This is a genomic window from Streptomyces sp. NPDC014734, from assembly GCF_043083325.1.
Lineage (GTDB): Bacteria > Actinomycetota > Actinomycetes > Streptomycetales > Streptomycetaceae > Streptomyces.
Genome location: NZ_JBIBYN010000001.1, coordinates 1 through 21,562 on the forward strand (window position 1 = coordinate 1; position 21,562 = coordinate 21,562).

The following is a 21,562-nucleotide window of genomic DNA, read 5'->3' on the forward strand; positions in this document are numbered from 1 at the left end:
CACAGTCCGGTCACGCGCTCTCCGACGGCGAAGGCGGTGACTCCCGCGCCCAGGGCGACGATCTCCCCGGCGACCTCGCCACCGAACGAGATCGGCTCGCTGCCCTCCCGGACCTTGCGCACGGTGGGCAGCGTGACCCCGATCGCCTCGACCCGGATCAGTACTTCTCCGGCTCCTGCCTCCGGTACGTCGACCCGCTCGACGAACAGCACCTCAGGTCCACCGTCAACTTCATGGCGAACGCGCAGCACAGGACCTCCCCGATCCGTTTTCATTGGGTGACCCAACGATAAGGAAGAAGTCATGGGGATGTCCAACGAATTTTGGATAGGCTGAACGCATGACCTCAGCCCTCCAGCGCATCCAGTCCATGCCGAGCTGGCTCGTCGGCCGCGTCGCGGCACGCGGCCGGAGCCTGGTCGCCGACGCGATCGCTGCGGAGGGACTGAAACTCATGCACCACGCGGTGCTGGCCGCGACCGCCGAGTACGGCCCCGTGACTCAGGCCGACCTGGGCCGTCGACTCGCCGTTGACCCCAAGGACATGGTCGGCATCCTCAACCACCTCCAGCAGACAGGTCTTGTCCTGCGCACCCCGGACCCCGCCGACCGGCGCAAGAACGCTGTCACCGTCACTCCGGAGGGCACGGCCGTCCTCGCCCGCTGCGGTGCCTTGGCGGAGGCCGCCAACGCCGAGCTGCTGGCGCCGCTCACCCGGGACGAGCAGAACCAGCTGATGGCCCTGCTGACTCGGGTCCATGAGGCGCCGTAGACCCGGCCCGGACGCCCGACCGACTCAACACGCGTTCTGGCCCTCAACGTAAAGAATCCGGAACTCTCTCAGGAACTCCGGAGTGACACGACACCCCTGAAACCGGCAGTCGACTTGCCTAATGAACGCCGGCGGGCAGCCACAGGCCTGCCTTGCGGTGCGCGACGGGCAGCAGCTGACCGCGCGTGTCGTCGCGGACGAGGAAATAGCTCACCAGGTGCATCGCAGGAACGTCCGGCTTGGCTACCCGGTAGACCGGGGCTCCGCTGCGATCCACTGCGTGGCGGTCTCCAGGTGAGAGCTCTCCAGGTTGTCCCATGGTTCGACAGCACCAACCAATCCCAGAAGGTGGGCACGCTGCGTGGCGTCGTGATTGGTGAGCGAGTGGCTGGTGGATGTCGTCCGCGCATCTTGGCACGGGCCACTGACACGCGACGTCGGAAGTCGGACTCCCCGGGATCAAGTAGTCGTCATCGCTCCCAACGCGGGGGAATTACGTGGACTTTCGCCTGGGAATATCACGATCGTCCTCTACCCGGCCTGACCTGGTTCTGTGGGATCACCGGCTGTCACGGGTGTAGGCGGCCGGTCTTCTCGGGGTGGGCGGCTTGGACGTAGCGCATGGCGGTGGAGTCGGCCGGGGCGAAGAGGCGGATGGGGCGGACGGGGTCCGCGCTGTGGCGGGCTTCGGCGAGGATCCCGGTCTTGCCATAGGGCACGGGTGGTCAGCCCAGTGCGGCCGATGGCGTACCGAAGAAGTGTCTTGCTGACGGGTGGACCGGCGGGGTCGAGGGCGGTCCGGGCACTGACTAGAAGGTGGGGGTTGGCACAGGCGGGCCAGGTGTTCTGGCGGTGGGCAAGCCAGGTGCACAGGAGCTCGGTGGTGGGGAAGTCGAGGTAGAGGGTGCGGCTCGGCAGCCGGAGGCGGCCGTTGGCCAGATCGAGGTCACACAAGGCGATGGCGGCGGCCTGGGAGGGCAGGACGGCGTGGATGGCGGTGAGGGCGACAAGGAGGCGGGCAAGAGGCGTGTGAGCGCGGTCGAGGAGGCCGGCGAGCCGGTCGCCCGGCAGGGGGCGGGGCAGCGGTGGGTTGGCGGGCAGGTGGATGCCGCGGGTGGGGTCGCGGAAGACGACGCGCTGCTGTTTCAGGGCGCCGAAGAGGCTGCGCAGAACACGCAGATGAGGAGCCTTGCTCGCAGAATCTGCGAGTTACCCCGAGAATCTCAACCCTATGGGTGACAGCCCGAACAAGGGTGGCCCACCTGCTGAAATGCGCTGATGACCGCTCACGTCGCTGCAAGGGAACCCGCGCCTCCTCCAGTTGCACGAGCCCGGCGCAGGCCCGGCGGGCGACCGTGCCGGGCAGGCCCATCGAGCACAACCAGTCGGCCAAGACCGAGAAGGCGAAGAAGCGGACGCCCTGGCTGGCCTTCGATCTGGTGTTCCGGCCCCGCCGACGGCACACCTCGCATGGGCTCTGATGGACGGCCGGCACCGTCGGGTGCTGGAGCTGTGCAATGACATCGCCCGGGACAAGAAGCTGACGTGGGCGGAGGGTGCGGTCGCGGAGATCCGCTGGAAAGCCGGCGGCAAGCGCCGCGCCCGGGTCAAGGACGGGTCGATCGTCGCGGTCTTCCGGCACTACGAGTCCAGAGCCACGGAATCGCGGCCCCTTCTGCACGTTCATGCGATCGTGTCGATCCGCGCCCGGCGGCCCCACGACGGGAAGTGGGGCAACCTGTCGGCGGACTCGCTGATGACCCGCATAGTCGCCGCCGACGCTCTTTACACCCTCCACTTCATGGAGAAGGTGTCTGCCCGGCTCGGGTGGGCGTGGGAGCCGCGCGAGGTGACCCCGGGCCGACGGCCCGTCGTGGAGATCGGGGGAATCGACCAGCGGCTCATCGGCTGGCAGTCGACCCGCCGCCAGCAGATCGAGGACGCGCTGTCCGTCCTCACAGCTGAGTACGAGGACAGGCGCGGGCACCCGCCGGGGGAGCGGGACACCTGCATGCTGGGCTGTCAGGCCGCCGACCGGACCCGCCCGCCCACACGCAAGGAACCGCTGTCACCGGCCGAACTGCGCCCACAGTGGCGGGACTCAGCGATCCGGGCGTTCGGCGCCTGCACCATCCACGAGCTCGCACAGCGGGCACGCGCGGCGGCCGCAGTCGTCCGGGCCCGGATCAGGCCAGCGGTCGACATGGCACTGGCCGCCGTCAGCACCGCCGCCGTGGTCCATGTCATGCGCGGTGGATTCAAGCACCACCACCTGCTCGCCGAAGCCCGCCGCCACCTCGCCTGCGTCCTGCGCGGCCGACCCCGCCAACCCGGCCTGGACGAACAGATCGTGCAGACAGCCATCGACGACTACACCCGCCCGGCCAGCCGCCGGATGATGACCGCCGACCTGCGCACCCTGTACCCGCACGACACCGACGACCGGGCCGTGCTGCGTCCGTTGACCCGCAGGGTGAGTTCCGGAGAAGGACGCCATACGGAGGGGCCACGAGGCAGAGGAGCCGCAAGGCGGACGGCGGACGGCAGCGGTCCCGGCCTAACGCGCTTGCGCGCGGTGGGCGGATCCGGCCCCGACCACCCGCAGATACGCCTGCGCGGAGTCACGCGTCCGGATCTCGACGGGCAGCAGGATGTGCCGGACCTCGTGCGGACCGTCCGGGTTCCGGATGCGCTGCGCGAGCATCTCCATCGCCCGGCGGCCCATCTCCCGGGAGGGAAGGCGGGCGGCAGTGAGCGTCAGCGGAAGCAGGTCGAAGGGGCCGGCGTCGTCCATGCCGGCGAGTTCGATCTGGCCGGGGACCTCAAGACCGAGGACGGAGAGGTCCCGGGCCGCGTGCGCCAGGGTGTGGCCGTTGGCGCAGAGCAGCACGGTGGGTGGCTCCGGGCGGTCGAGGAAGGCCGAGAGCATCGCGAGCCGACGGTCGTCGGGCAGCTTGTGATAGGTCGTGAGGGCGGTGAGTTCGGGGGAGACCGGAATGCCATGCGTCCGAAGCGCCTGGACGTGTCCGGTGAGCCGCTCCGTCACGCTGGTGACGTCGGTCTCGTCCCAGAGCGTGGCGATCCGGCGGTGACCGCGCTCGATGAGGTGCTCGGTGAGCCCGAATCCCACCGCGTAGTTGTCGAAGACGACGGCATCGCTCGGGGATTCGGGGTGGTAGCGGTCGATCATGACGACGGGCACCCCGCACCGTGCGAGCTCGGCCAGCGCCGGTGAGTCCGAGCCGCCGTCGACGGGGTAGAGCACAACACCCCCGGCGCCCGACTCCAGCGCCTGACGCAGGGAGTGCTCCTCCGCCCGCTTCGAGCCCTTGGAGTTCGACAGGAACATCCGCAGCCCCTCCTCGCCGCACACCGACTCGATGCCGTCGAGGACGTCCGACTGGTGCGCGCCGTGGCCGTGCATCACACAGGCGACCGAGCGCTCACGCGCCCCGGTCCCGTTGCCGGTCGGCGGCGATCGCCGCTCCGCCACGAACGTTCCGCGTCCCCGTTGCCGAACCAGGTAGCCCTCGGTGACGAGTTCGTTGAGGGCCCGCACGGCGGTCGTGGAGCTGACACCGAATCTCTCGCAGACCTCGCGCTGGCTGATGAAGGGCTGATCGGGCTCGTAGGCGCCCCGGTCGATGTCCGCGACGAGATCCCGCTTCACCATCCGGTAGAGCGGGTTCTGGCCGGTGCCTTCGCGCTCGGCCTCGATCATGCTGCCCCCATCGTTCACCGACTCATTCCCTGACACGTTAACGCGCTAAGGATAGCTCGGAGCCCGTCCTGTGCAGAAGGGGCTCACGCGCCTGCGGTCCAAGTGGTGGGCGACGACGAACGACAGCACTCCTGATGCGTTAACTGCACGAACTTTCATTTCAGACATGGTGAGTTGGCGCCAGCATCTGTACGCGTTAACGCGTTATTGCTAGCTTCTGCTCAGCCCGATCCACCTTCAGGGGAGCCATGATGACCGAACCCACGCGCAGATCAGCAGGCAGTCGGATCAGGAACCGACGGCGGGACTTCTCCGCCGTCGGGGCGGCTCTGCTCATGGTTGTCTCCCTCGCCGCCTGTGGGAGTGGCGAAGGGGGAGGGAGCGCGGACGGCACAACGGAGATCACCGTCGCGGGCATGCCGCCGACCACACTTCCGGCAGGCCGGAAGGACTTCCTCGCGCAGGTCAAGGCATTCGAGAAGGCCAACCCGGACATCAGGATCAAGCCGACCGACGCGCTGTGGGACGCCAAGACCTTTCCCGCGCGTCTCGCCTCCGGTCAGATGGAGACCGTCTTCCGGGTACCGCTGACCTACCCGCCGAACATGATCGAACGGCACCAGATCGCCGACCTCAGCAAGGAGATCGCGGAACTGCCGCACGGCACGGAGTTCGACAAGCGGCTGCTCGCCCCGGTCACGGGTGCCGACGGCAAGGTGTACGGGATTCCCACCGAGGTGTACTCCGTCGGCCTGGTCTACAACCGCGAACTGTTTCGCAAGGCGGGTCTCGACCCCGACAAGCCGCCCGCCACCTGGGACGACTTGCGCACCGCGGCCAGGACGATCACGGACCGGACCGGTGTGCCCGGATTCGGCATGCATACCGTAGACAACACCGGCGGCTGGATGCTGACCACAATGACGTACTCCTACGGCGGCCGGATGGAGAAGAAGGCGGACGGCAAACAGGCCACGGCCTTCCGGGACGGCCGGACCGGCAAGGCCCTCGACCTGCTCAAGGCCATGCGGTGGGCCGACGGGTCGATGGGCAAGCAGCACCTGCGTGGCACCGACGACCTGACCCGTGACTTCGCCAGTGGGAAGGTCGCCATGCTGCTGGGTTCTCCCAGCACCTACGGTGCCTATGCGGCCAAGTTCCACGGCAGGCCCGGCGCCTACGGACAGGCCCCGCTTCCCTCCGGCGGCGAGAAGGCCACCCTCCTCGGCGGCGGCGTCGCCGTCGTGTCGCCGAAGGCGGACGCGGCGCAGCGTCGCGCCGCGGCAAAGTGGATCGACTTCTTCTACCTCAGGACCAAGTACGACCCCGCGCTGGCCGCCCAGCGCACCGAGCAGATCGCCGCCGACAGGAATCCCGCCGGAGTCCCCGGTCTTCCCTTCTACGACGCGAAGGTCTCCGGCCCGGCCGCCGAGGCCGAGCGCAAGCACTCCAACGTGCCGCTGAAGAACTTCGCCCCGTACGTGAACAGCCTCGACACCACCACGTACGTCGTCGAACCACCCGTCGCCGCACAGGAGTTGTACGCCGCTCTGGACAGCGCCGTGCAGGCCGTACTGACCCGGGAGAACGCCGATCCGGCCGCCGAGCTGGAGAAGGCGGACCGGAGGGTCGGCCCGCTCATCGACCGGGCGCAGCGGTGACACATCCCCACGGAACCGACACCCGTGTACGGAGCCGGCACCCCACACGGAACTGACGCCCCCCCCCACACAGAACGGCTCGGCACCCCGCAACTCCGCGAGAAGGGCCTCATGATGTCCAAAGCACCACCGAGAAGACCGCTCACCCGGCTGCGTCGCACGCTCACGACGCTCGCCGTCTCCGCCCTGGCCGCAACACTGATACAGGCCCCCGCAGCCACGCAGGCGCATGCCCGGCCCGCCCAGGCCGCCCGTGCCACGGCGGTGCTCGGCGCGAAGCCCGTGTACGACGGCATCGAACGGGCCTGGCCCGGAGACCGCGACAAGGACCCCGCCCACGCGGTGCGCGAACAGGCGGGGCGAAGCTGCTGGACGATGTCGGGCGATCCGTACAACCGGTACCTGTACGTCGATGTGGCGGCCGGTGCCGTCCCCGCCGGGGCGAAGCGGGCCGTGGTCACGGTCGACTACTTCGACGCGGCCGCGGTCGGCATGAATCTCCAGTACGACTCGCAGTCCAACGCCTTCACCGGCGTGTCCGGCCCGGCGCTCAAGGGCACCGGCACCTGGCGCAGCCAACAGTTCGAGCTCGGCGACATCAGGTTCGCCAACCGTGCCAACGGCGCCGACTTCCGGCTCGATGTGCAGGCGACGGCCGAGAACATGCCGCCGGTCTGCTTCAGCCGGATATCCGTCGAGTTCACCGATGCCCCGCTGCTCGACATCACCTCACGCCGTCTGCTCTTCGCCCAGGGCGCGGATCAGGGGCCGATCACCTTCGCCTCCGCGGCCGACCGGGTCGGCTGGACCATCGGCGACCCGAACGGGGTGCCGCTGAAGTCCGGCACGGCGCAGGTCACCAACGGCAGCGCCGCCCTCGACATCAGGGATCTCGGCCCCGGCTACTACACACTCACCGCCACCGCCGACTCCGGTGCCCCGGTGACGCGGACGACCTCGTTCGGTGTCGTCACCCCACCGCCGTCCGCCAAGGACCCGTACTACGCCGTGGCCATGCACTACGGCTGGCAGCCGGGGTGGGAGGACACCCTGCTCGACTCCGCCGCCACCGTGGGCTGGAGCCAGGTCAGATCCGACGCCAACTGGGCGGTGGAGAAGCAGAAGGGTGTCTACGACTTCGGTTCCCACGCCCTCGACGCGGGGCTGAAGAGCGCGGCGGGGCGCGGCATCAGGACCATGCCGATCCTCGGCTACCGCAATCCCCTCTACGACGGGGGCAAAACCCCCAGCTCGCCCGAGGGGCTGGCGGCCTTCGCCAGGTTCGGTGCGGCGACGGCCGCCGCCTATGCCCCGTACACCAAGGACTTCTCCGTCTACAACGAGTTCAACGGGACCGGGTTCAACGACGGGGCCTGCGGCATCACCGCGCAGTGCTACATCGACATGGTCAAGGCGGTGAAGCAGGCAATGCCGGACGCCAACATCGTGGGCCCCACCTCGGCCGGCACCCAGCTCGCCTGGCATGACGACTTCATCGCCCGCGGCGGCCTCGATCACCTCGACACCTTCAGCGTCAACTACTACGCCAACGCGGCGGACGCGCCCGGCACGCCGCCGGAGGACATCAAGGCGCTCGGAGAGTTCGCGCAGCTGGTGAAGAAGGTCGAGGCGCGCAAGAAGATGCCGGTCTGGGTCACCGAGAACGGCTGGCCCACGCACACCGGCGGTTGGAGCGAGCCCCAGCAGGCCGACTACCTGATCCGCGCCCAGACGCTGGCGCGCGCGGCCGGTGCCGACAAGTACTTCTGGTACGACCTCCTCGACGACGGCACCGACTCCGGCGAACGCGAACACCGCTTCGGGCTGTTCCGCCGCGCCGGGGCCGGTGTCCAGGGACTGGCCCCCAAACCCGCCGCCGTCTCCAACGCCGTCCTCATCCGCCAGACCGCCGGCAAACCGCTCGGGGAGCGGGAGAGCGCGGGCGACCCGGCCGTCCACATCTACCCGTACGGCACCACCACCCGTTCCCTGTGGGCCACTTCGCCGAAGACGGTCTCCGTCGCCACCGACAGGCCCCTGACCCTGACCGACCAGTTCGGCAAGCGGAGCACGCTCGTCCCGACGGCCGGGCACATCACGCTCGGCCTCGACGGCAGCCCCGTCTTCCTCGAAGGGCCGGTCACCGGCGTGACAGTCACGAACTCACCGCTCTCGCTGAGCACGACGGAGCAGTCGGTGACCGGCGCCGCCCTGAAGGTCACCGTCACCGCGGACCGCACCGGGGCGGGCGCGCTGCCCCGCCGGCTGCCGGTCACCATCGACGGCGTGCACGGCACGCTGGGAACCCGGCCCGGCGCCAAGACCTCGCTCACGCTGACGGTGCCCGCCACCGCGACCGCCGGCATACGCGAAGTCAACGCCTCCTTCGGCCGGCTGGCCCGGCTGCGCACCACGACGAAGGTGGTCGAGCCGTACACCGTGACCGGACGACCCGACATCCGCAGGAGCGGCGGAGGCCTCACCGTGAAGATCACCAACAACGACCCGGACCGGGCTCTGACACCCGCGCCGGTGGGTTGGCGAGTCGGGCCCTGGATGGGCACGATCACGGATCCGGCTCCGGTTCCCGCCGGGCAATCGTCCGAGAGGACGGTTGAACTCCCTTCCGACGTGCAGCAGTTCGTGTCCTACGCCTACTCCGTCACCACCGGCGGTGCCACGGATTCGGGCTCGCTCAGCTTCAGCCCCGTGGAACGCGCGGGCGAAACCACCCTCGCCCCGACGGACCTGAACTCCCTCGGGGACTGGGTGGGTCTGCGGGGCGGTACCAGGACCGGCCCCGACGATCTCTCCGGGACGATCCGCTACACCTACACGGACGAGGACCTGATCCTGGACGCGGTCATCAGGGACGACGTGCACAACGCCGCCCGCACCGACCCTTCGACGGCCTGGCAGGTCGACTCCATCCAGTACGACCTCTACTCGGATTTCCCCGGCACGCTCGGCGGCACCCGGGTCGAGGTCGGCGCGGCGCTGCTGCCGAGCGGCCCCGTCGCGTACACCTGGAGCGCCCCACCGGGGCAGCAGGCCGGGCCCACACCGGGCGCGGACGTCTCCGCCGTGCGCGACGAGGCTGCCCGGACCACCACGTACCGGCTCGCGGTGCCCTGGTCCTCGCTCGGATTCGACCGGCCGCCCACCGGGACGATCGGGCTGTCTTTCCTCGTCAACGACGCCGACGCGGGCACCGGCCCCGACGCCCGGGACGGCTATCTCCAGTGGGGGGCCGGAGTCGGCGCGGCTCCCAAGAACCCCGCACAGTTCCGGTCCGCGAGGCTCGTGCCATGACTCTCCTCCTCAGCGGTGCCCATCTGCCCTACCCCCATACCAACGGGTTCCACGCCGCCGGTGAACGGGTGGTGCTGACCCGGCACTCCCCGGTCACCGGTGCCATCGGGCTCACCAGTGTCCGCTGGCGCGGCGAGGACCGTGCCGCACGCGCCCTGTGCGAACTGCCGCCCAGCGCCTCGGGACCGGAGCAGTTGCTCTGGCCCGACGTGGCCCTGTCCGCCGAGCGGGTGGCCTGGGTCTGGAACAGTGCGCTCCACATTCTCGATCTGGACTCCGGTGTCCCCGAGCGGCTGTACACGGCCGCTCCCGGGCACACCCTGCAGGACCTGTGCTCCCTCACGGGTGCGGGAGACCGGGTGGTGGTGATGGAACACCCCGAGGGCCGGGACACACCGGTGACCTGCCTGGAAATCTCCGTGTCCACCGGAAGGGTCGGCGAACTGTTCACCAAACCATGGTTCGCCAACCACCCGGCGTACAGCCCGTACGACGAATCGTGGCTGGCCTTCGCCCACGAGGGTCCCTCCCAGCAGATCGCCGACCGGATCTGGGCTCGGCACCGCACACGGGACCCGGAGGGGCGTTGCGTCTTCGGCCAGACGACGGATGGGGGAACGCGCTCCGAAACGCACCCCGGAGCGCGCGCCGGAGCACCAGCCGGAACACTCGCCGTGGGCCACGAACGCTGGATGTTCCACGATGTGGGCGCCGTGGTGTGCGCGTACGGCGAGAGCGAGGCAGGACCGCGCGGCCTGTACATGGTCCACCCCGACGGCAGGCCGGCCCGGCTCGTCAGCGAGGGCGAACGGGACTGGCACTGCGACATCAGCCGCGACGGACGGCTGGCCGTCGTCGACACCTCCGGTCCGCTCGACGCACCGGGCCGCGGCTGGCAGAACGCGGGACAGGTGTCCGACGTCGTGCTCGTCGACGTCGCCACCGGCGCCCGCACACCCCTGGCACGCACGGAAGCCGACCGGCACCCCCGGCACCCGCACCCAGTATTCACCCCCGACGGCACCGCGGTCCTCTACAACCACGGCGATCCGTCGACCGGTGACGTCGCGGTGGTCCGGGTGCCCCTGCCCCCGCCGCCTCTGGCGCCGCCACCCCCGGCCACATGAAACACCGTTGCCGACTGCTTCCGAGACCACGCGGGACCGGCCGTACCGGACCTGTCTGAACAGCGAGACGGGGCCGGCCGCACATCCCGTCGACGGGCAGCGCCCGCGGCCGCCCCGCACCACTGTCCACCCACACCAGCTCGACCATGCCCGGATCCAGCAGCGCCTCGGCCACCGCCACCACCTCCGGGAAGACGACCGCATCTCGCCCCACGACCCGCCACCACTCAAATTCCGAACCGGCATCACCGCCCGCGACCTGATGCAGCCGCCGCGGCCAGCTCGTCTCCTGTTCCCGGCCAAGGGCCTGATCCCACCAGCGGGCCACCACCGCATGCGCCAGAGCGAACACCCGCTCCGGCTCTGAGAGGACGACGTCTCGGTCTCGCCGGTGACGCCGGTCGTGCTCCCCGCGCCCCGCTCGGCTGACGTTGCCCCGGCCCTGGAGCTGGAGTGCGTTCATCGGCCTTCCGCGCCCGGGGTACTGCAGGGCGTCTCCTGTTCTTTTGGTGGTCGGGGTGGAGGCTCTGTGCAGCAGGGTCCGGTCCATGCCTCAGTGTCGAGGATGTGGGCGCCGAAGAAGCTCGTTGAGGACGCTGACGGCCGGCCGCAGATGCTGTACTTCCCCGTCGATCGCGAGGAGCTGCTGCGGCGCCCTGCTGCGCGGAATCTCCGCCAGGACGCCAACGCTTTGACCGTGACGGAGAGCGTCTTGGAGGACTTCGTCGCCCGGTTCGAGCCACCCCATGGCGAGGGTGAGGAGATCCCCGATCCGGGATCGTTTTGACGCATCAGCAGCCCGTGCAGTAATCCAAGCCGGGCGGCGGCCCCAGAGTCCCGCCGCCCGGCACCCCGCCCGAAGGCCCAATGGGTGCCCAGTAGGAACCAGTGAGGCTTGTGCTCGCTGATGGCCGTTGTTGATGGGCCGTTCGGATCACGTGGGGCATACAGGGGTGGCGGGCTGTCCTGACAAGTATGTCGATCGTTCCTTGTCCGTGAGATCGCGACGGATGACTTGGCAGAGCCTCTTGATCTTCGTTGCCGGGTCAGCATACGAGCCGTCCCACAGCCGCGCTGTGTGGTCCATGCTGCCGGTGGCTAGGGTGTGGGCCGTCCGGACTGAACGCCATCGAGGTCACGGAGCCGGTGTGGTCGGTGAGGGTGGTTCGAACCCTGCCGGTGTCCACGTCCCACAGCCGCACGGCGTTGTCGTCGCCGCTGTGGCCAGGGTGCGCCCGTCCGGACTGAACGCCACCGCGTACACGGTGGCGGCGGGGTTGGCGGGGTTGGCGAGGGTGCTTCGAATTCTCCGAGCCAGCCTTCGCGCTCGGCCTCGGCGATGCGGGCGACGAGGTTGTCGCGGATCTCCTCCATCCGGCCGCGTTGGGCCGGGTCCGGCCGGAGAAGCGAGCAACGAACGCAAGCGTGTTCATGAACGCAAGGGGGTGAAAAGGCGCGAGCGCAGGTGCCGATGGAGACCTTGCGCTTCTCGAAGTGTGCGAGGAAAGAGTCCCATTCCTCCTCGGTCGGCGTCCGATATTCTTCGCTGGGTCGGCTGGCCCGGCGGCGGGCGATGAAGGTGCGGTGGGCCTCGATGGTCTCGGCCGGGCAGAGCGCTAATGGTGGAGTCGGGTATTGGAACTCTCGGAATGCCTCTGCCTGAAAGGGACATAAGCCCCGGACGGACAAGGCTGGATCCGACGCCTCACGGCCTACGATGCCGCCCATGACGATCACATATGAGTGGCGCGGCGACTTCGACAACGCTGCCGTCAACGCGCTCCATGCGGAGGCGTTCGGTCACGCCCAGGTGCCCATCGATTGGCAGACACAAGTGCACCGTCACAGCCTCGGCTGGGTCTGTGCCCGAGAAGACGGCAGGCTCGTAGGGTTCGTCAACGTCGCCTGGGATGGTGGCGTCCATGCCTTCGTTCTCGACACGATGGTCGCCCAGAACATGCGCAAGACCGGTGTCGGAACCGAACTCGTGACGACCGCGGCGCGAGGCGCCCGAGCGGCGGACTGCGAATGGCTGCATGTCGACTTTGAGGAGCATCTGCGTCCCTTCTACTTCGACGCGTGCGGCTTCAGGCCGACGGACGCGGGGCTCATCGCCCTGCGCTAGATGTTCTGTCCTGGGAGGTTGTGGACGGGTGATGCAGGTCTCGGGTGTGGAATCTTGAACGGGTGAGGGCCTTCCGGGTTCGGTGTGGATTGCGACGTCTACACCGACCGAAAGGCCCTCGTGCCCCACCGTAATGCACCTTTGACCGAGACCGGACGGCTGCGCCTGGCCGGTTGCGTGGTCGTGGACGGCTGGCCCCTGCGCAGGGCCGCCGAACGCTTCCAGGTCTCCCCGACCACGGCCAGGCGGTGGGCCGACCGCTACCGCGAACTCGGCGAGGCCGGCATGGCCGACCGCTCCAGCCGCCCGCACACGAGCCCACGTCGCACCCCGACCCGCACCGAACGCCGGATCATCAAGGTCCGCGTCCTGCGCCGCTGGGGACCGGCCCGCATCGCCTGTCTCCTGGGCCTGAACCCGGCCACCGTCCACCGCGTCCTGACCCGCTACCGCCTCGCCCGGCTCACACACCTGGACCGGGCCACCGGCCGGGTGATCCGCCGCTACGAGCGTGACCGGCCGGGAGAGCTGGTGCACGTCGACATCAAGAAGCTCGGCAACATCCCCGACGGCGGCGGGCACAGGACCCTGGGACGCCAGGCAGGCCGCAGGACCCGTTCCGGCGTCGGCTACAGCTGCCTCCACAACGCCGTGGACGACCACTCCCGACTCGCCTACAGCGAGATCCTCACCGACGAGAAGAAAGGAGACCGCCGTCGCCTTCTGGCAACGCGCCCACGCCTTCTTCACCCAGGCCGGGATCACCGTCGAACGCGTCCTGACGGACAACGGCTCCTGCTACAAGAGCCGCCTGTGGCACAGCACCCTTGCCAGTCAGGGGATTTCACACAAGCGGACTCGGCCCTACCGCCCGCAGACCAACGGGAAGGTCGAGCGCTTCAACCGCACCCTCCTGGACGAATGGGCCTACGCCCGCCCCTACCGCAGCGAGCAGGAGCGACGCGACGCCTACCCGACCTGGCTGCACACCTACAATCACCACTGCGGACACACCGCGCTCAAGGGCCAACCACCCGCCAGCCGCGTCCACAACCTCACGGGTCAGTACATCGCGTACACGGATCTAGGTGCATACGCGCGGGGATTCAGCAGTAGATCTCTACGTGGTTGGCTACGTTGACTCCGTCCAGGCTCCGGGCCTGCCACCGGTTCACCGTGTCTGTGGAGCCGTTGTTGTAGAAGATCTTGAAGGGGTTGCCGTGGGCCTCGGCCCACTTGAACTTGTCGTTGAGGGTGTGGTAACCGCAGCCCTCGAAGACCCACACCTTGCCCGTGTAGACGCCCTGCGCAAACCAGATGCAGGCCCTACCCGCTAAGCAGGTGTCATACACTCCGTCTGCTGCGGCGGGGCCGGCGCTGGCGAGCACACCAGTGGCAGTGAAGGTGAGGGCGGCGGCCGCGCTCGCGATGGTCTTTCTGCTGATCCTGAACATCCGCATCAAAGCCTTTCGTTGAGTCCCACGGCACACTAAGTAGGCGGTCGGCCTTCTCACAAGGGACACTTCGGGCCACAAGAGTCGGAGCGGGCCGCACCCGCCGCGCCGGTGGAGCGCCGGACACCGCAGGACAGTCACCGCCTCGCGATCGAGGCACACCTCCGGGCCACCCAGCCGTCCCGGGTGGACCCGGGCATCACGCCAGTGATGAAGCGGCAGACTGCGGTACTGCGGAAGCTGTCTCACCACGCGTTCCCCGAGCCGCCCGACAGCCCCTGCCGCTGCGCAGGTAACGAGCTGCAACCATGTCCACCGCGGGTGCGGCTGCGACCCCGCCGGCCGGTGACCGGGCGGGTACGGACACCCTGGCGCACGGTAGGCGGGAACCTCTGCCGGTCTCCTTTGCCCCGCCGTGCCGGGCAGGGACCGCGCAGTGCCCCAACGGGGCCATAGCCGCCGGGCGGTCAGGCCGCGGCGTCACTGTGCAGTACCGCCAGGCAAGGGAAGACGGTCCTGTTCCGGCGGGCGGCCGACAAGGGGGCGGCGCCTGCGTCTGACCGTCATCCAGGACCTCGATGCGTTGGCCGGGCAGGGGCTGCGCGGCGATGCGTCGCCGCTCGCCCGGGGAAGCCACGAACACGACGAGTTCGGCGAAGCGGTCTCCGACGGGCGAGATTCGGCTGGCCACCGGGCAGATGACGCCGTACGGGGCTTGCCCGATGTACACCGGCAAACCCATGGCGAACTCGTGTGAGCCGTGGTCCTCCACGAACGGGTAGGCCCCGGTTGTCCGGTGGACGTACCGGGCGACCGGGAGCTGCAGGGCGCTCTGTCTCGCAACCAGGGAACGGACGGCGGCAGCACGGTCGCCGCGGGCTGCCCGCTCCCGGTCCTCCTGGTGCTGACGGTCCTCGGCAAGGGCTTGGAGAGCCTGCCGTTTCTCCCAGGACCGTTTCTCGTCACGCGCGCGACGCTGCTCCGCCTCCAGGCGCGCCTTCTCCCGCTCCGCGTACTGAGAGGCTGTCCGGAGCACACGCCAGTCAGGCAGCGGACTTCGTACCGGCGCCTGGCGACGGTGCGACACCACACGTCCGCTGAGAATCCAGCGGAGGAACTCTGCTGCTGGCACTTCGGGGCCTGCCTCCCAATGCCCTCCGGAGAACCTCGCCAGCCCCTCCACGACGACCAGCCCACCACCGCCAGGCGACCTCACGCGCGCCCAGGGCACCACCCCGAACCAGAGGCCGCAGCCGGTCGCTGAACCACACCGGGGACACCCCGGCCCGCCCCTGCGCGCTGGGCCGGTCGAGCGCTCTGTGCCAGAGCGCGATATCTGTCACTTGAGCGCGGACTCTGTCACCGGTGCTGCCGAGGCATTCCTCCCGCGGAGTCCTGGCTCACGAGGAGGCAGGACTCCCGTTCTGCATGTCACCTTCTGAGGTGGCCCTGGTGGCCCTGGTGGCGCCGCGTCGCCGGTGCTGGAACCGTGGTATCCGGCCAACGCCGCTCGCACTGCGTCGCGTGACATGCCGGACCGCTACTCCCCGCCCTGCGGAGTGCCCGGCGCCCTGGCTACCGAAGGATGTATCGCGCCACCGCAGCTCTCCACTCCCTGCTCAAGCGGCTCTTCCCCCGGCACATCACCACCACGGACACCGTCGGCCGTGCCATGCTCGCCGTGGCCCGGCCGGGCAGCGACGCTCTCACCGTCCTGCACAACCCTGACATCAACGGCCTCGCCACCGCGAAGGGACAGTCCCACCGGTGTTCCTGCCGGCAAGGACCTCCGCCGCCCGCGACCCCCCCCAAGGGACGAGGCTCGGCCGACCGCTCGGTGTCACCCGGTCGGCCTCTCGTTGATCAGAGGGCCTTGGCTCAGCCATCGAACAAACACGAAGACCCACGCCGCGAAGAGGAGGAGCACCAGCACGAGAGCCAGGACAGGGGCGGGGCGGGACGAACCGGCGAGGAGCGCCGCCGCAGAAGCCGCCGCCAGTACGGCTTGTACCGGTTTGAAGGCGGACGGGTAGTGGTCGTAGTCGATCAGGGTGGGCAGGAGTACGACCGTGGTGAGCAGCATCGCGGCCACGGATCCGCTCATCAGCCAGCTCACGGCGGCGGGTTTCCGGTGGTCGGTGGCGTGCTCCACGATCCCGGCCATGCCGGCGCCGACGGCCGCCATGGCCATGGCCAGCGGAAGGTGGGCGAAGATCCAGGTCGCCAGGGAGCGGTCGGCATCGCGGGGCGTGCGGCGGGACACCAGGTCGGCGTAGTTCCACCAGAAGCCGCAGCCGATCATGAGCCCGGGCAGACCGGTGGTCGTGACGAGTGGCTTCGTTCACGTGAGGTAGCAGCGTCGAATTCGTCACGAGCACAACCAATCCACGTGGCCTGCAGGAACGGATTACGCCAGACATGTCCCGACGGTGGAGGCCCTCGGTGAAAGAAGTAGTACATCTTGTCAGAAACCCCTCCGCGGGGCCCGATCTGCAGGAACTCGTGGGGCGGGTGGCTCTGGGGGACGAGGACGCGTTCGCTCACGTGTACGACATCGTGGCGGGCCCGGTGCTGGGCGTCGTGCGTGCCGTGCTGCGGGATCACGCGCAGTCGGAGGAGGTGGCGCAGGAGGTTCTGGTGGAGGTGTGGCGGACAGCTCCCCGCTACCGGCCCGATCGCGGGACCGCGGTCAACTGGATTCTCACGCTGGCGCACCGCCGGGCGGTGGACCGGGTGCGTTCGGTGGACGCCGCGAGGGCCCGGGACCACAAGGCCGCGCTGCTCGACAAGGTGCCGGAGTACGACGAGGTGGCCGAGCATGTCGAGGCACGCCTGGAGCGGGAGCAGGTGCGGCGCTGCCTGCGCACGTTGACCGAACTCCAGCACCAGTCCGTCACTCTCGCCTATTACCGGGGCCTGACCTACCGCGAGGTCGCCGAGGCGCTGGGGCTCCCGCTGGGGACCGTGAAGACCCGACTGCGCGACGGACTGATCCGGCTGCGCGACTGCCTGGGGGTGACCGCGTGATGACCATTGACCTGCACCGGCTGACAGGTGCGTACGCCCTGCACGCCCTGTCCGACGAGGAGAACGCCTCGTTCGAACGGCACCTCGTGGGCTGCGAATCCTGCGCGCAGGAAACGGCCGAGCTGAGCGCGACCGCGACCCGGCTGGGACTGGCCGTCGCGGCGCCCGCCTCCCCGGCACTGCGCGAGCAGGTGCTGCGCCGGATTACCACGGTCCGCCAGGAGACGCCCGGCATGCCTGTCCGGGTTCTGCCGGTGCGAGCCGGGCTGAAGGGCCGGCTGCTGTCCCGGTGGGCGCTCGCCGCCTGCCTCGCCGCGGCCGCGGCGCTCGGCGTGACGACCGTGTGGCAGCACCAGCAGGCTGCGGACGCCCGCGCCGAGGCACGCCAGGCGTCCCGGAGTACCGACGAGATCGCCGCCGTACTCGCGGCGCCGGACGCCCGGACGCGGTCCGCCGGGCTGGCCGGAGGCGCCACCGGCACGGTCGTCGTCTCCCACAGCCGGGACAGGGCCGTGTTCGCCGTCTCGGGAATGACCCGTCCGTCCGGCGGCAAGGTCTACCAACTCTGGTTCAACGACGGTGGGAACATGCGGTCCGCCGGACTGATGGACCCCGACCGCAGTGACCAGGCCGTCCTGATGCAAGGCGGCGTCGACCGAGCGTCGGGCATGGGCATCACCGTCGAACCCGACGGCGGCTCGAAGCAGCCCACCACCACGCCGCTCGCCCTGATGACCTTTCCCGGCTGACCACGGCCCGCTACGGCGTACGGGTCTATTCGGCAAAGTAACGTGGCGCTCCGGCAGGCGCGGACCGTGGGCGTGGCTCGCGCTGTCCGCGACGCCGTGGGGCGCCGCCTGGGTGTCCTGGCCCCCGCCGAGTCCCCGCCCCGGGTGACCGTGACGGTCACGGGACTCCTCTGAAGCCGGTCACACGGGGGCACAGACGCGGTCGCCATCAATCGCACCAGGGCGGTCCACAGCCCGACCCCGGTCGCCGCCATCCGCACCCTTCGCAGGCACAGGGAGCAGACCCGGTCGGCTCCGGCGCCGACCGGCTGCCCGGGGGCCGGCGCAGCAGCGCGCCCGGACAGGACGGGCACGGCACCGCCCGGCAGCGGGTCCCTGCCCCGGCGGTGGGGTCGGTTCGGTCGGTCATCGCCAGGCCCCCAGTGCTTGTGTCAGACAACGGCGTGCGCGGAAGACACGGGCGCGGACGGCCTCCTGACTGATGCCGACCGCTTCCGCGATGAACTCGTAGGATTGCCCGTCCAGTTCGCGCAGTACCCAGCAGGTGCGCTGTTCGGCCGAGAGCAGGTCGAGGGCCTCGCGCAGTTCGCGCACCGCGTCCCGGCCTTCGGTGATCCGGGCCGGGGACGTGCTGTGCTCGACCGCGGGCACGTCCCCGGCCGTCTCCAGCGGGGCCGTGGGCCTGCGGGAACGCAGCACGTTCAGGCAGCGGTTGGTGACGATCCGGTATGTCCAGGTGCCGAAGGAGGAGCGTCCCTGGAACTCGGGCAGCCGCCGCCAGGCGCTGAGGAAGGCGTCCTGGACCGCGCGTCCTTCGCCTCGGTCCGGGTGCCGAGCAGACGGGTGGCGAGCTGGGTCAGCGACGGCGCGTGCCGGTGCACGAGCACGACGAACGCGTCCTCGTCACCCTCTGCGGCACGGACCGCCAGCAGGGCGTCGTCCGTGCCGGGCCAGGTGTCCGGTGGTGCGCTGCCGGGTGGTGCGCTCGGTGTGCGGGCCCCGCCACTGGGCGGCTCCTCTCGTCCGGCCTTCCGAAGACGGGTCCTCCGAAGGTTGGACACTGCGGTGCGGTCCCCGTTACGCGCGACTTCGGGCCGCGAGGGCCCGGCGGATGCGGACGGACGGCGTCACATTCGACGACCGGAGAAATGAAAAGACGTTTTATGAATCATCCGTAGCCGAACCGGGCGCGGGTTGGCGGGAAATGAAAATTCATCCGATCGTGGGTGCGACCAATCCGGCGGCATTTCGGGACCGGATTCCCCACGTGACCGAGAACGAGAAGAATCCCCGCCGCCGACCCGGTCCGGTGCGACTGCTGCTGGGCGCGCTCAGCGGTGCGCTGGCCGGGTGTGCAGCGCTCGCGGTCGCCGAGGCCGTGGCAGGTGCGGTCCGCCCGCAGGCCGGTCCCGTCGTCGCCGTCGGCGGCGCCGCGATCGACCGCACGCCCGCCGCGGTCAAGGACTGGGCGATCCGGAATTTCGGCAGCGACGACAAACTGGTTCTCCAGCTGGGAATCCTCGCGGTCCTTGCGCTGTTCGCGGTGTCCTCGGGAATTGTCGGACTGTGGTTCCGCCGCACAGCGGCTGTCGCTGTGCTGCTGTTCGGGGCCGTGGGCGCGCTCGCGGCGACCGGAAGGCCCGACTCGGCCGGCGTCACGGACGCGCTGCCCTCGGTGGCCGGGGCCGCCGCCGGAGCGGTACTCCTGTACGTACTCACGGGCCGCCTCGAACCCCGCACGGAACCTCACGCTCCCTCGACGGCCCCGTCTGGCGGCGATTGGGACCGCCGCGGCTTCGTGATCGCCGCGAGCACGGCAGCCGTGGCCTCGGCGGGAGCCGGTCTGCTGGGCCGGCCCCTGGCGGGTGTCGGCGGCCGGGACGCGGTCGCCTCCCGGCGGAACGTGGTGCTTCCCGCTCCCGCGTCTCCAGCCCCGGCCGTGCCGAAGGGCGCGGGACTGCGGATCCCCGGCCTCGGCCCGTTCGTCACGCCCAACGCGGACTTCTACCGCGTCGACACCGCCCTCGTCGTGCCCAAGGTGAACGCGAGGACCTGGAAGCTGCGGATCCACGGCACGGGCGTCACTCGTCCCGTCACCCTCTCCTACGACGATCTTCTGCGCCGTGACCTGGTCGAGCGCGACATCACGCTGACCTGTGTCTCCAACGAGGTCGGCGGCCCCTACGCCGGCAATGCCCGCTGGATCGGCGTACGACTGGCGGATCTGCTGGCCGAGTGCGGAGTGCGGCCTCCTTCCAAGGGCGGCCCGGCCGACCAGCTGGTCGCCCGTTCCGTGGACGGCATGACGATCGGCAGCCCGGTCGAGGACGTGATGGACGGCCGCGACGCCCTCCTCGCCCTCGGCATGAACGGCGAACCCCTGCCCTTCGACCACGGCTTCCCGGTCCGCATGGTGGTGCCCGGCCTCTACGGCTTCGTGTCCGCCTGCAAGTGGATCAAGGACATCGAGCTCACCACGTTCGCCGCCTACGACCCCTACTGGGTCAAGCGCGGCTGGGCCCGCAGGGCGCCCATCAAGACGGAGTCCCGCATCGACACGCCCAAGCCCTTCGCACGGCCCAGGGCGGGCACGGTGATGGTCGCAGGCGTCGCCTGGGCCCAGCACCGCGGCATCGACAGGGTCGAGGTCCGTGTGGACGACGGCCCCTGGCAGGAAGCCCGGCTCGCCGCCGAGGACACGGCCGACACCTGGCGCCAGTGGACCTTGCCCTGGCGGGCCACCAAGGGCGGCCACACCCTCACCGTCCGGGCCACCGACCGCACCGGCGCGGTGCAGACCGAGAAACGCACCCGCACCATCCCCGACGGCGCCAGCGGACGGCACTCCGTGGTCGTGACCGTCGACTGACCCCCCAAGCCACCTTCCCCTTCCTCATGTCAAGGCAGCTCAGGCTGCGCCAACCAACAGGAGAAACACTATGAACACCCGTATCCGCCGTACCGCCGTGACCCTGGCCGCCGCGGCCGTCCTGCCACTCGCCCTGAGCGCCTGCTCCGACAACGGCTCCGACTCCACCGACTCGGACTCCTCGTCGAAGTCGTCGGCGTCGGCCTCCGCCCCGGACGACAGCATGGCCGGCTCCGGCAGCACCACCTCGGCGGACCAGCCCTTCGGTACGGCCTGTTCGGCGGTGCCCAAGAGCGGTGCCGGTTCCTTCGACGGCATGGCCCAGGACCCGGTCGCCACGGCCGCCTCCAACAACCCGGCCCTGTCCACGCTGGTCGCCGCGGTGAAGAAGGCCGGTCTGGTCGATACCCTCAACAACGCGCAGAACATCACCGTGTTCGCACCGACCAACGACGCCTTCGCGAAGATCCCCAAGGCCACCCTGGACAAGGTCCTGGGCGACAAGGCCCAGCTGACGAAGATCCTCACCTACCACGTCGTCGGCCGGAAGCTCGCGCCGAAGGACCTGGAGCAGGGCTCCTTCGACACCCTGGAGAAGTCGAAGTTCACCACCTCCGGTTCCGGCGAGTCCTACACCGTCAACGACTCCGCCAAGGTGGTCTGCGGAAACGTCCACACTGCCAACGCCACCGTCTACATCATCGACAGCGTCCTGATGCCCACCGGCTGACGCAGGGTCTTCGGC

18 protein-coding genes and 3 pseudogenes are annotated in these 21,562 nt (G+C 69.7%); 14 read left to right on the plus strand and 7 right to left on the minus strand.

The window, feature by feature from the left end; translation table 11 throughout:
* A partial coding sequence (locus tag ACF1CT_RS00005; protein WP_391781448.1) for an alcohol dehydrogenase catalytic domain-containing protein occupies positions 1–275 on the minus strand: 275 nt, incomplete at its 3' end.
* 65 nt (positions 276–340) lie between these two features.
* Between ACF1CT_RS00005 and ACF1CT_RS00010 the strand changes: the two genes are divergently transcribed.
* On the plus strand, positions 341–772 hold the full coding sequence (locus tag ACF1CT_RS00010) for a MarR family winged helix-turn-helix transcriptional regulator (protein WP_391781449.1): 432 nt from the start codon (positions 341–343) through the stop codon (positions 770–772).
* A gap of 569 nt (positions 773–1,341) precedes the next feature.
* On the opposite strand, the gene ACF1CT_RS00015 is transcribed toward ACF1CT_RS00010, so the two are convergent.
* Complete coding sequence (locus ACF1CT_RS00015; protein ID WP_391781450.1) at positions 1,342–1,491, minus strand: hypothetical protein; 150 nt, start codon at positions 1,489–1,491, stop codon at positions 1,342–1,344.
* Between the two features lie 133 nt (positions 1,492–1,624).
* On the opposite strand from ACF1CT_RS00015, the gene ACF1CT_RS00020 reads away from it, so the two are divergent.
* Positions 1,625–2,011, plus strand: a complete 387-nt coding sequence (locus ACF1CT_RS00020; RefSeq protein ID WP_391781451.1) for a hypothetical protein — start codon at positions 1,625–1,627, stop codon at positions 2,009–2,011.
* An 82-nt stretch (positions 2,012–2,093) separates the two neighbouring features.
* Positions 2,094–2,819, plus strand: a pseudogene (gene mobF / locus ACF1CT_RS00025) (MobF family relaxase); the annotation flags it as partial.
* Positions 2,820–2,873: 54 nt separating this feature from the next.
* On the opposite strand, the gene ACF1CT_RS00030 reads toward mobF, so the two are convergent.
* Together ACF1CT_RS00030 and ACF1CT_RS00035 are read right to left on the minus strand one after the other, a co-directional pair.
* On the minus strand, positions 2,874–3,203 hold the full coding sequence (locus ACF1CT_RS00030; RefSeq protein ID WP_391781452.1) for a hypothetical protein: 330 nt from the start codon (positions 3,201–3,203) through the stop codon (positions 2,874–2,876).
* A gap of 126 nt (positions 3,204–3,329) precedes the next feature.
* On the minus strand, positions 3,330–4,511 hold the full coding sequence (locus tag ACF1CT_RS00035; RefSeq protein ID WP_391781453.1) for a LacI family DNA-binding transcriptional regulator: 1,182 nt from the start codon (positions 4,509–4,511) through the stop codon (positions 3,330–3,332).
* Between the two features lie 398 nt (positions 4,512–4,909).
* On the opposite strand from ACF1CT_RS00035, the gene ACF1CT_RS00040 reads away from it, so the two are divergent.
* From ACF1CT_RS00040 to ACF1CT_RS00070, 7 genes and pseudogenes are all read left to right on the plus strand, one after another.
* Entirely contained in the window at positions 4,910–6,154 is a 1,245-nt protein-coding gene (locus tag ACF1CT_RS00040) for an extracellular solute-binding protein (RefSeq protein ID WP_391781454.1), read from the plus strand.
* Positions 6,155–6,265: 111 nt separating this feature from the next.
* Entirely contained in the window at positions 6,266–9,466 is a 3,201-nt protein-coding gene (locus tag ACF1CT_RS00045) for a hypothetical protein (RefSeq protein ID WP_391781455.1), read from the plus strand.
* A complete protein-coding gene (locus ACF1CT_RS00050; RefSeq protein WP_391781456.1) occupies positions 9,463–10,593 on the plus strand; it encodes a hypothetical protein in 1,131 nt (376 codons plus the stop codon). Before ACF1CT_RS00045 ends, ACF1CT_RS00050 begins: the two co-directional genes overlap by 4 nt.
* A gap of 7 nt (positions 10,594–10,600) precedes the next feature.
* Complete coding sequence (locus ACF1CT_RS00055; RefSeq protein ID WP_391781457.1) at positions 10,601–10,960, plus strand: hypothetical protein; 360 nt, start codon at positions 10,601–10,603, stop codon at positions 10,958–10,960.
* A gap of 198 nt (positions 10,961–11,158) precedes the next feature.
* Positions 11,159–11,380 (plus strand): hypothetical protein, encoded by a 222-nt coding sequence (locus tag ACF1CT_RS00060; protein ID WP_391781458.1) that lies wholly within the window; start codon positions 11,159–11,161, stop codon positions 11,378–11,380.
* A 939-nt stretch (positions 11,381–12,319) separates the two neighbouring features.
* Entirely contained in the window at positions 12,320–12,718 is a 399-nt protein-coding gene (locus tag ACF1CT_RS00065) for a GNAT family N-acetyltransferase (RefSeq protein WP_391781459.1), read from the plus strand.
* Positions 12,719–12,838: 120 nt separating this feature from the next.
* Positions 12,839–13,790, plus strand: a pseudogene (locus ACF1CT_RS00070) (IS481 family transposase); the annotation flags it as partial.
* A 34-nt stretch (positions 13,791–13,824) separates the two neighbouring features.
* Here the strand turns inward: ACF1CT_RS00070 and ACF1CT_RS00075 are convergent.
* Positions 13,825–14,172, minus strand: coding sequence for a hypothetical protein (locus ACF1CT_RS00075; protein ID WP_391781460.1), 348 nt, complete (start codon positions 14,170–14,172; stop codon positions 13,825–13,827).
* 1,840 nt (positions 14,173–16,012) lie between these two features.
* On the minus strand, positions 16,013–16,474 hold the full coding sequence (locus tag ACF1CT_RS00080; RefSeq protein ID WP_391781461.1) for a low temperature requirement protein A: 462 nt from the start codon (positions 16,472–16,474) through the stop codon (positions 16,013–16,015).
* A 140-nt stretch (positions 16,475–16,614) separates the two neighbouring features.
* Here ACF1CT_RS00080 and ACF1CT_RS00085 point away from each other — a divergent pair, with 140 nt between their 5' ends.
* The gene (locus tag ACF1CT_RS00085; protein ID WP_391781462.1) at positions 16,615–17,199 is read left to right on the plus strand and encodes a sigma-70 family RNA polymerase sigma factor; all 585 of its coding nucleotides are present in this window, start codon (positions 16,615–16,617) and stop codon (positions 17,197–17,199) included.
* Positions 17,196–17,948, plus strand: a complete 753-nt coding sequence (locus ACF1CT_RS00090; protein WP_391781463.1) for an anti-sigma factor domain-containing protein — start codon at positions 17,196–17,198, stop codon at positions 17,946–17,948. The genes ACF1CT_RS00085 and ACF1CT_RS00090 overlap by 4 nt, the downstream gene beginning before the upstream one ends.
* 405 nt (positions 17,949–18,353) lie before the next feature.
* Here ACF1CT_RS00090 and ACF1CT_RS00095 read toward each other — a convergent pair.
* Positions 18,354–18,880: pseudogene (locus ACF1CT_RS00095) on the minus strand (RNA polymerase sigma factor).
* 335 nt (positions 18,881–19,215) lie between these two features.
* Between ACF1CT_RS00095 and ACF1CT_RS00100 the strand changes: the two are divergent.
* Together ACF1CT_RS00100 and ACF1CT_RS00105 are read left to right on the plus strand one after the other, a co-directional pair.
* Positions 19,216–20,817: a sulfite oxidase gene (locus tag ACF1CT_RS00100; protein WP_391781464.1), complete on the plus strand. Its 1,602-nt coding sequence runs from the start codon at positions 19,216–19,218 to the stop codon at positions 20,815–20,817.
* 70 nt (positions 20,818–20,887) lie between these two features.
* Entirely contained in the window at positions 20,888–21,547 is a 660-nt protein-coding gene (locus tag ACF1CT_RS00105; protein ID WP_391781465.1) for a fasciclin domain-containing protein, read from the plus strand.
* Positions 21,548–21,562: the final 15 nt, after the last annotated feature.

Excerpts from the sequence above, each read along its gene's own strand:
- ACF1CT_RS00010 (WP_391781449.1), top strand. The coding sequence starts at position 341 with ATGACCTCAGCCCTCCAGCGCATCCAGTCCATGCCGAGCTGGCTCGTC.
- ACF1CT_RS00040 (WP_391781454.1), top strand. The coding sequence starts at position 4,910 with ATGCCGCCGACCACACTTCCGGCAGGCCGGAAGGACTTCCTCGCGCAG.
- ACF1CT_RS00045 (WP_391781455.1), top strand. The coding sequence starts at position 6,266 with ATGATGTCCAAAGCACCACCGAGAAGACCGCTCACCCGGCTGCGTCGC.
- ACF1CT_RS00050 (WP_391781456.1), top strand. The coding sequence starts at position 9,463 with ATGACTCTCCTCCTCAGCGGTGCCCATCTGCCCTACCCCCATACCAAC.
- ACF1CT_RS00060 (WP_391781458.1), top strand. The coding sequence starts at position 11,159 with ATGTGGGCGCCGAAGAAGCTCGTTGAGGACGCTGACGGCCGGCCGCAG.
- ACF1CT_RS00065 (WP_391781459.1), top strand. The coding sequence starts at position 12,320 with ATGACGATCACATATGAGTGGCGCGGCGACTTCGACAACGCTGCCGTC.
- ACF1CT_RS00075 (WP_391781460.1), bottom strand. The coding sequence starts at position 14,172 with ATGTTCAGGATCAGCAGAAAGACCATCGCGAGCGCGGCCGCCGCCCTC.
- ACF1CT_RS00080 (WP_391781461.1), bottom strand. The coding sequence starts at position 16,474 with ATGATCGGCTGCGGCTTCTGGTGGAACTACGCCGACCTGGTGTCCCGC.
- ACF1CT_RS00105 (WP_391781465.1), top strand. The coding sequence starts at position 20,888 with ATGAACACCCGTATCCGCCGTACCGCCGTGACCCTGGCCGCCGCGGCC.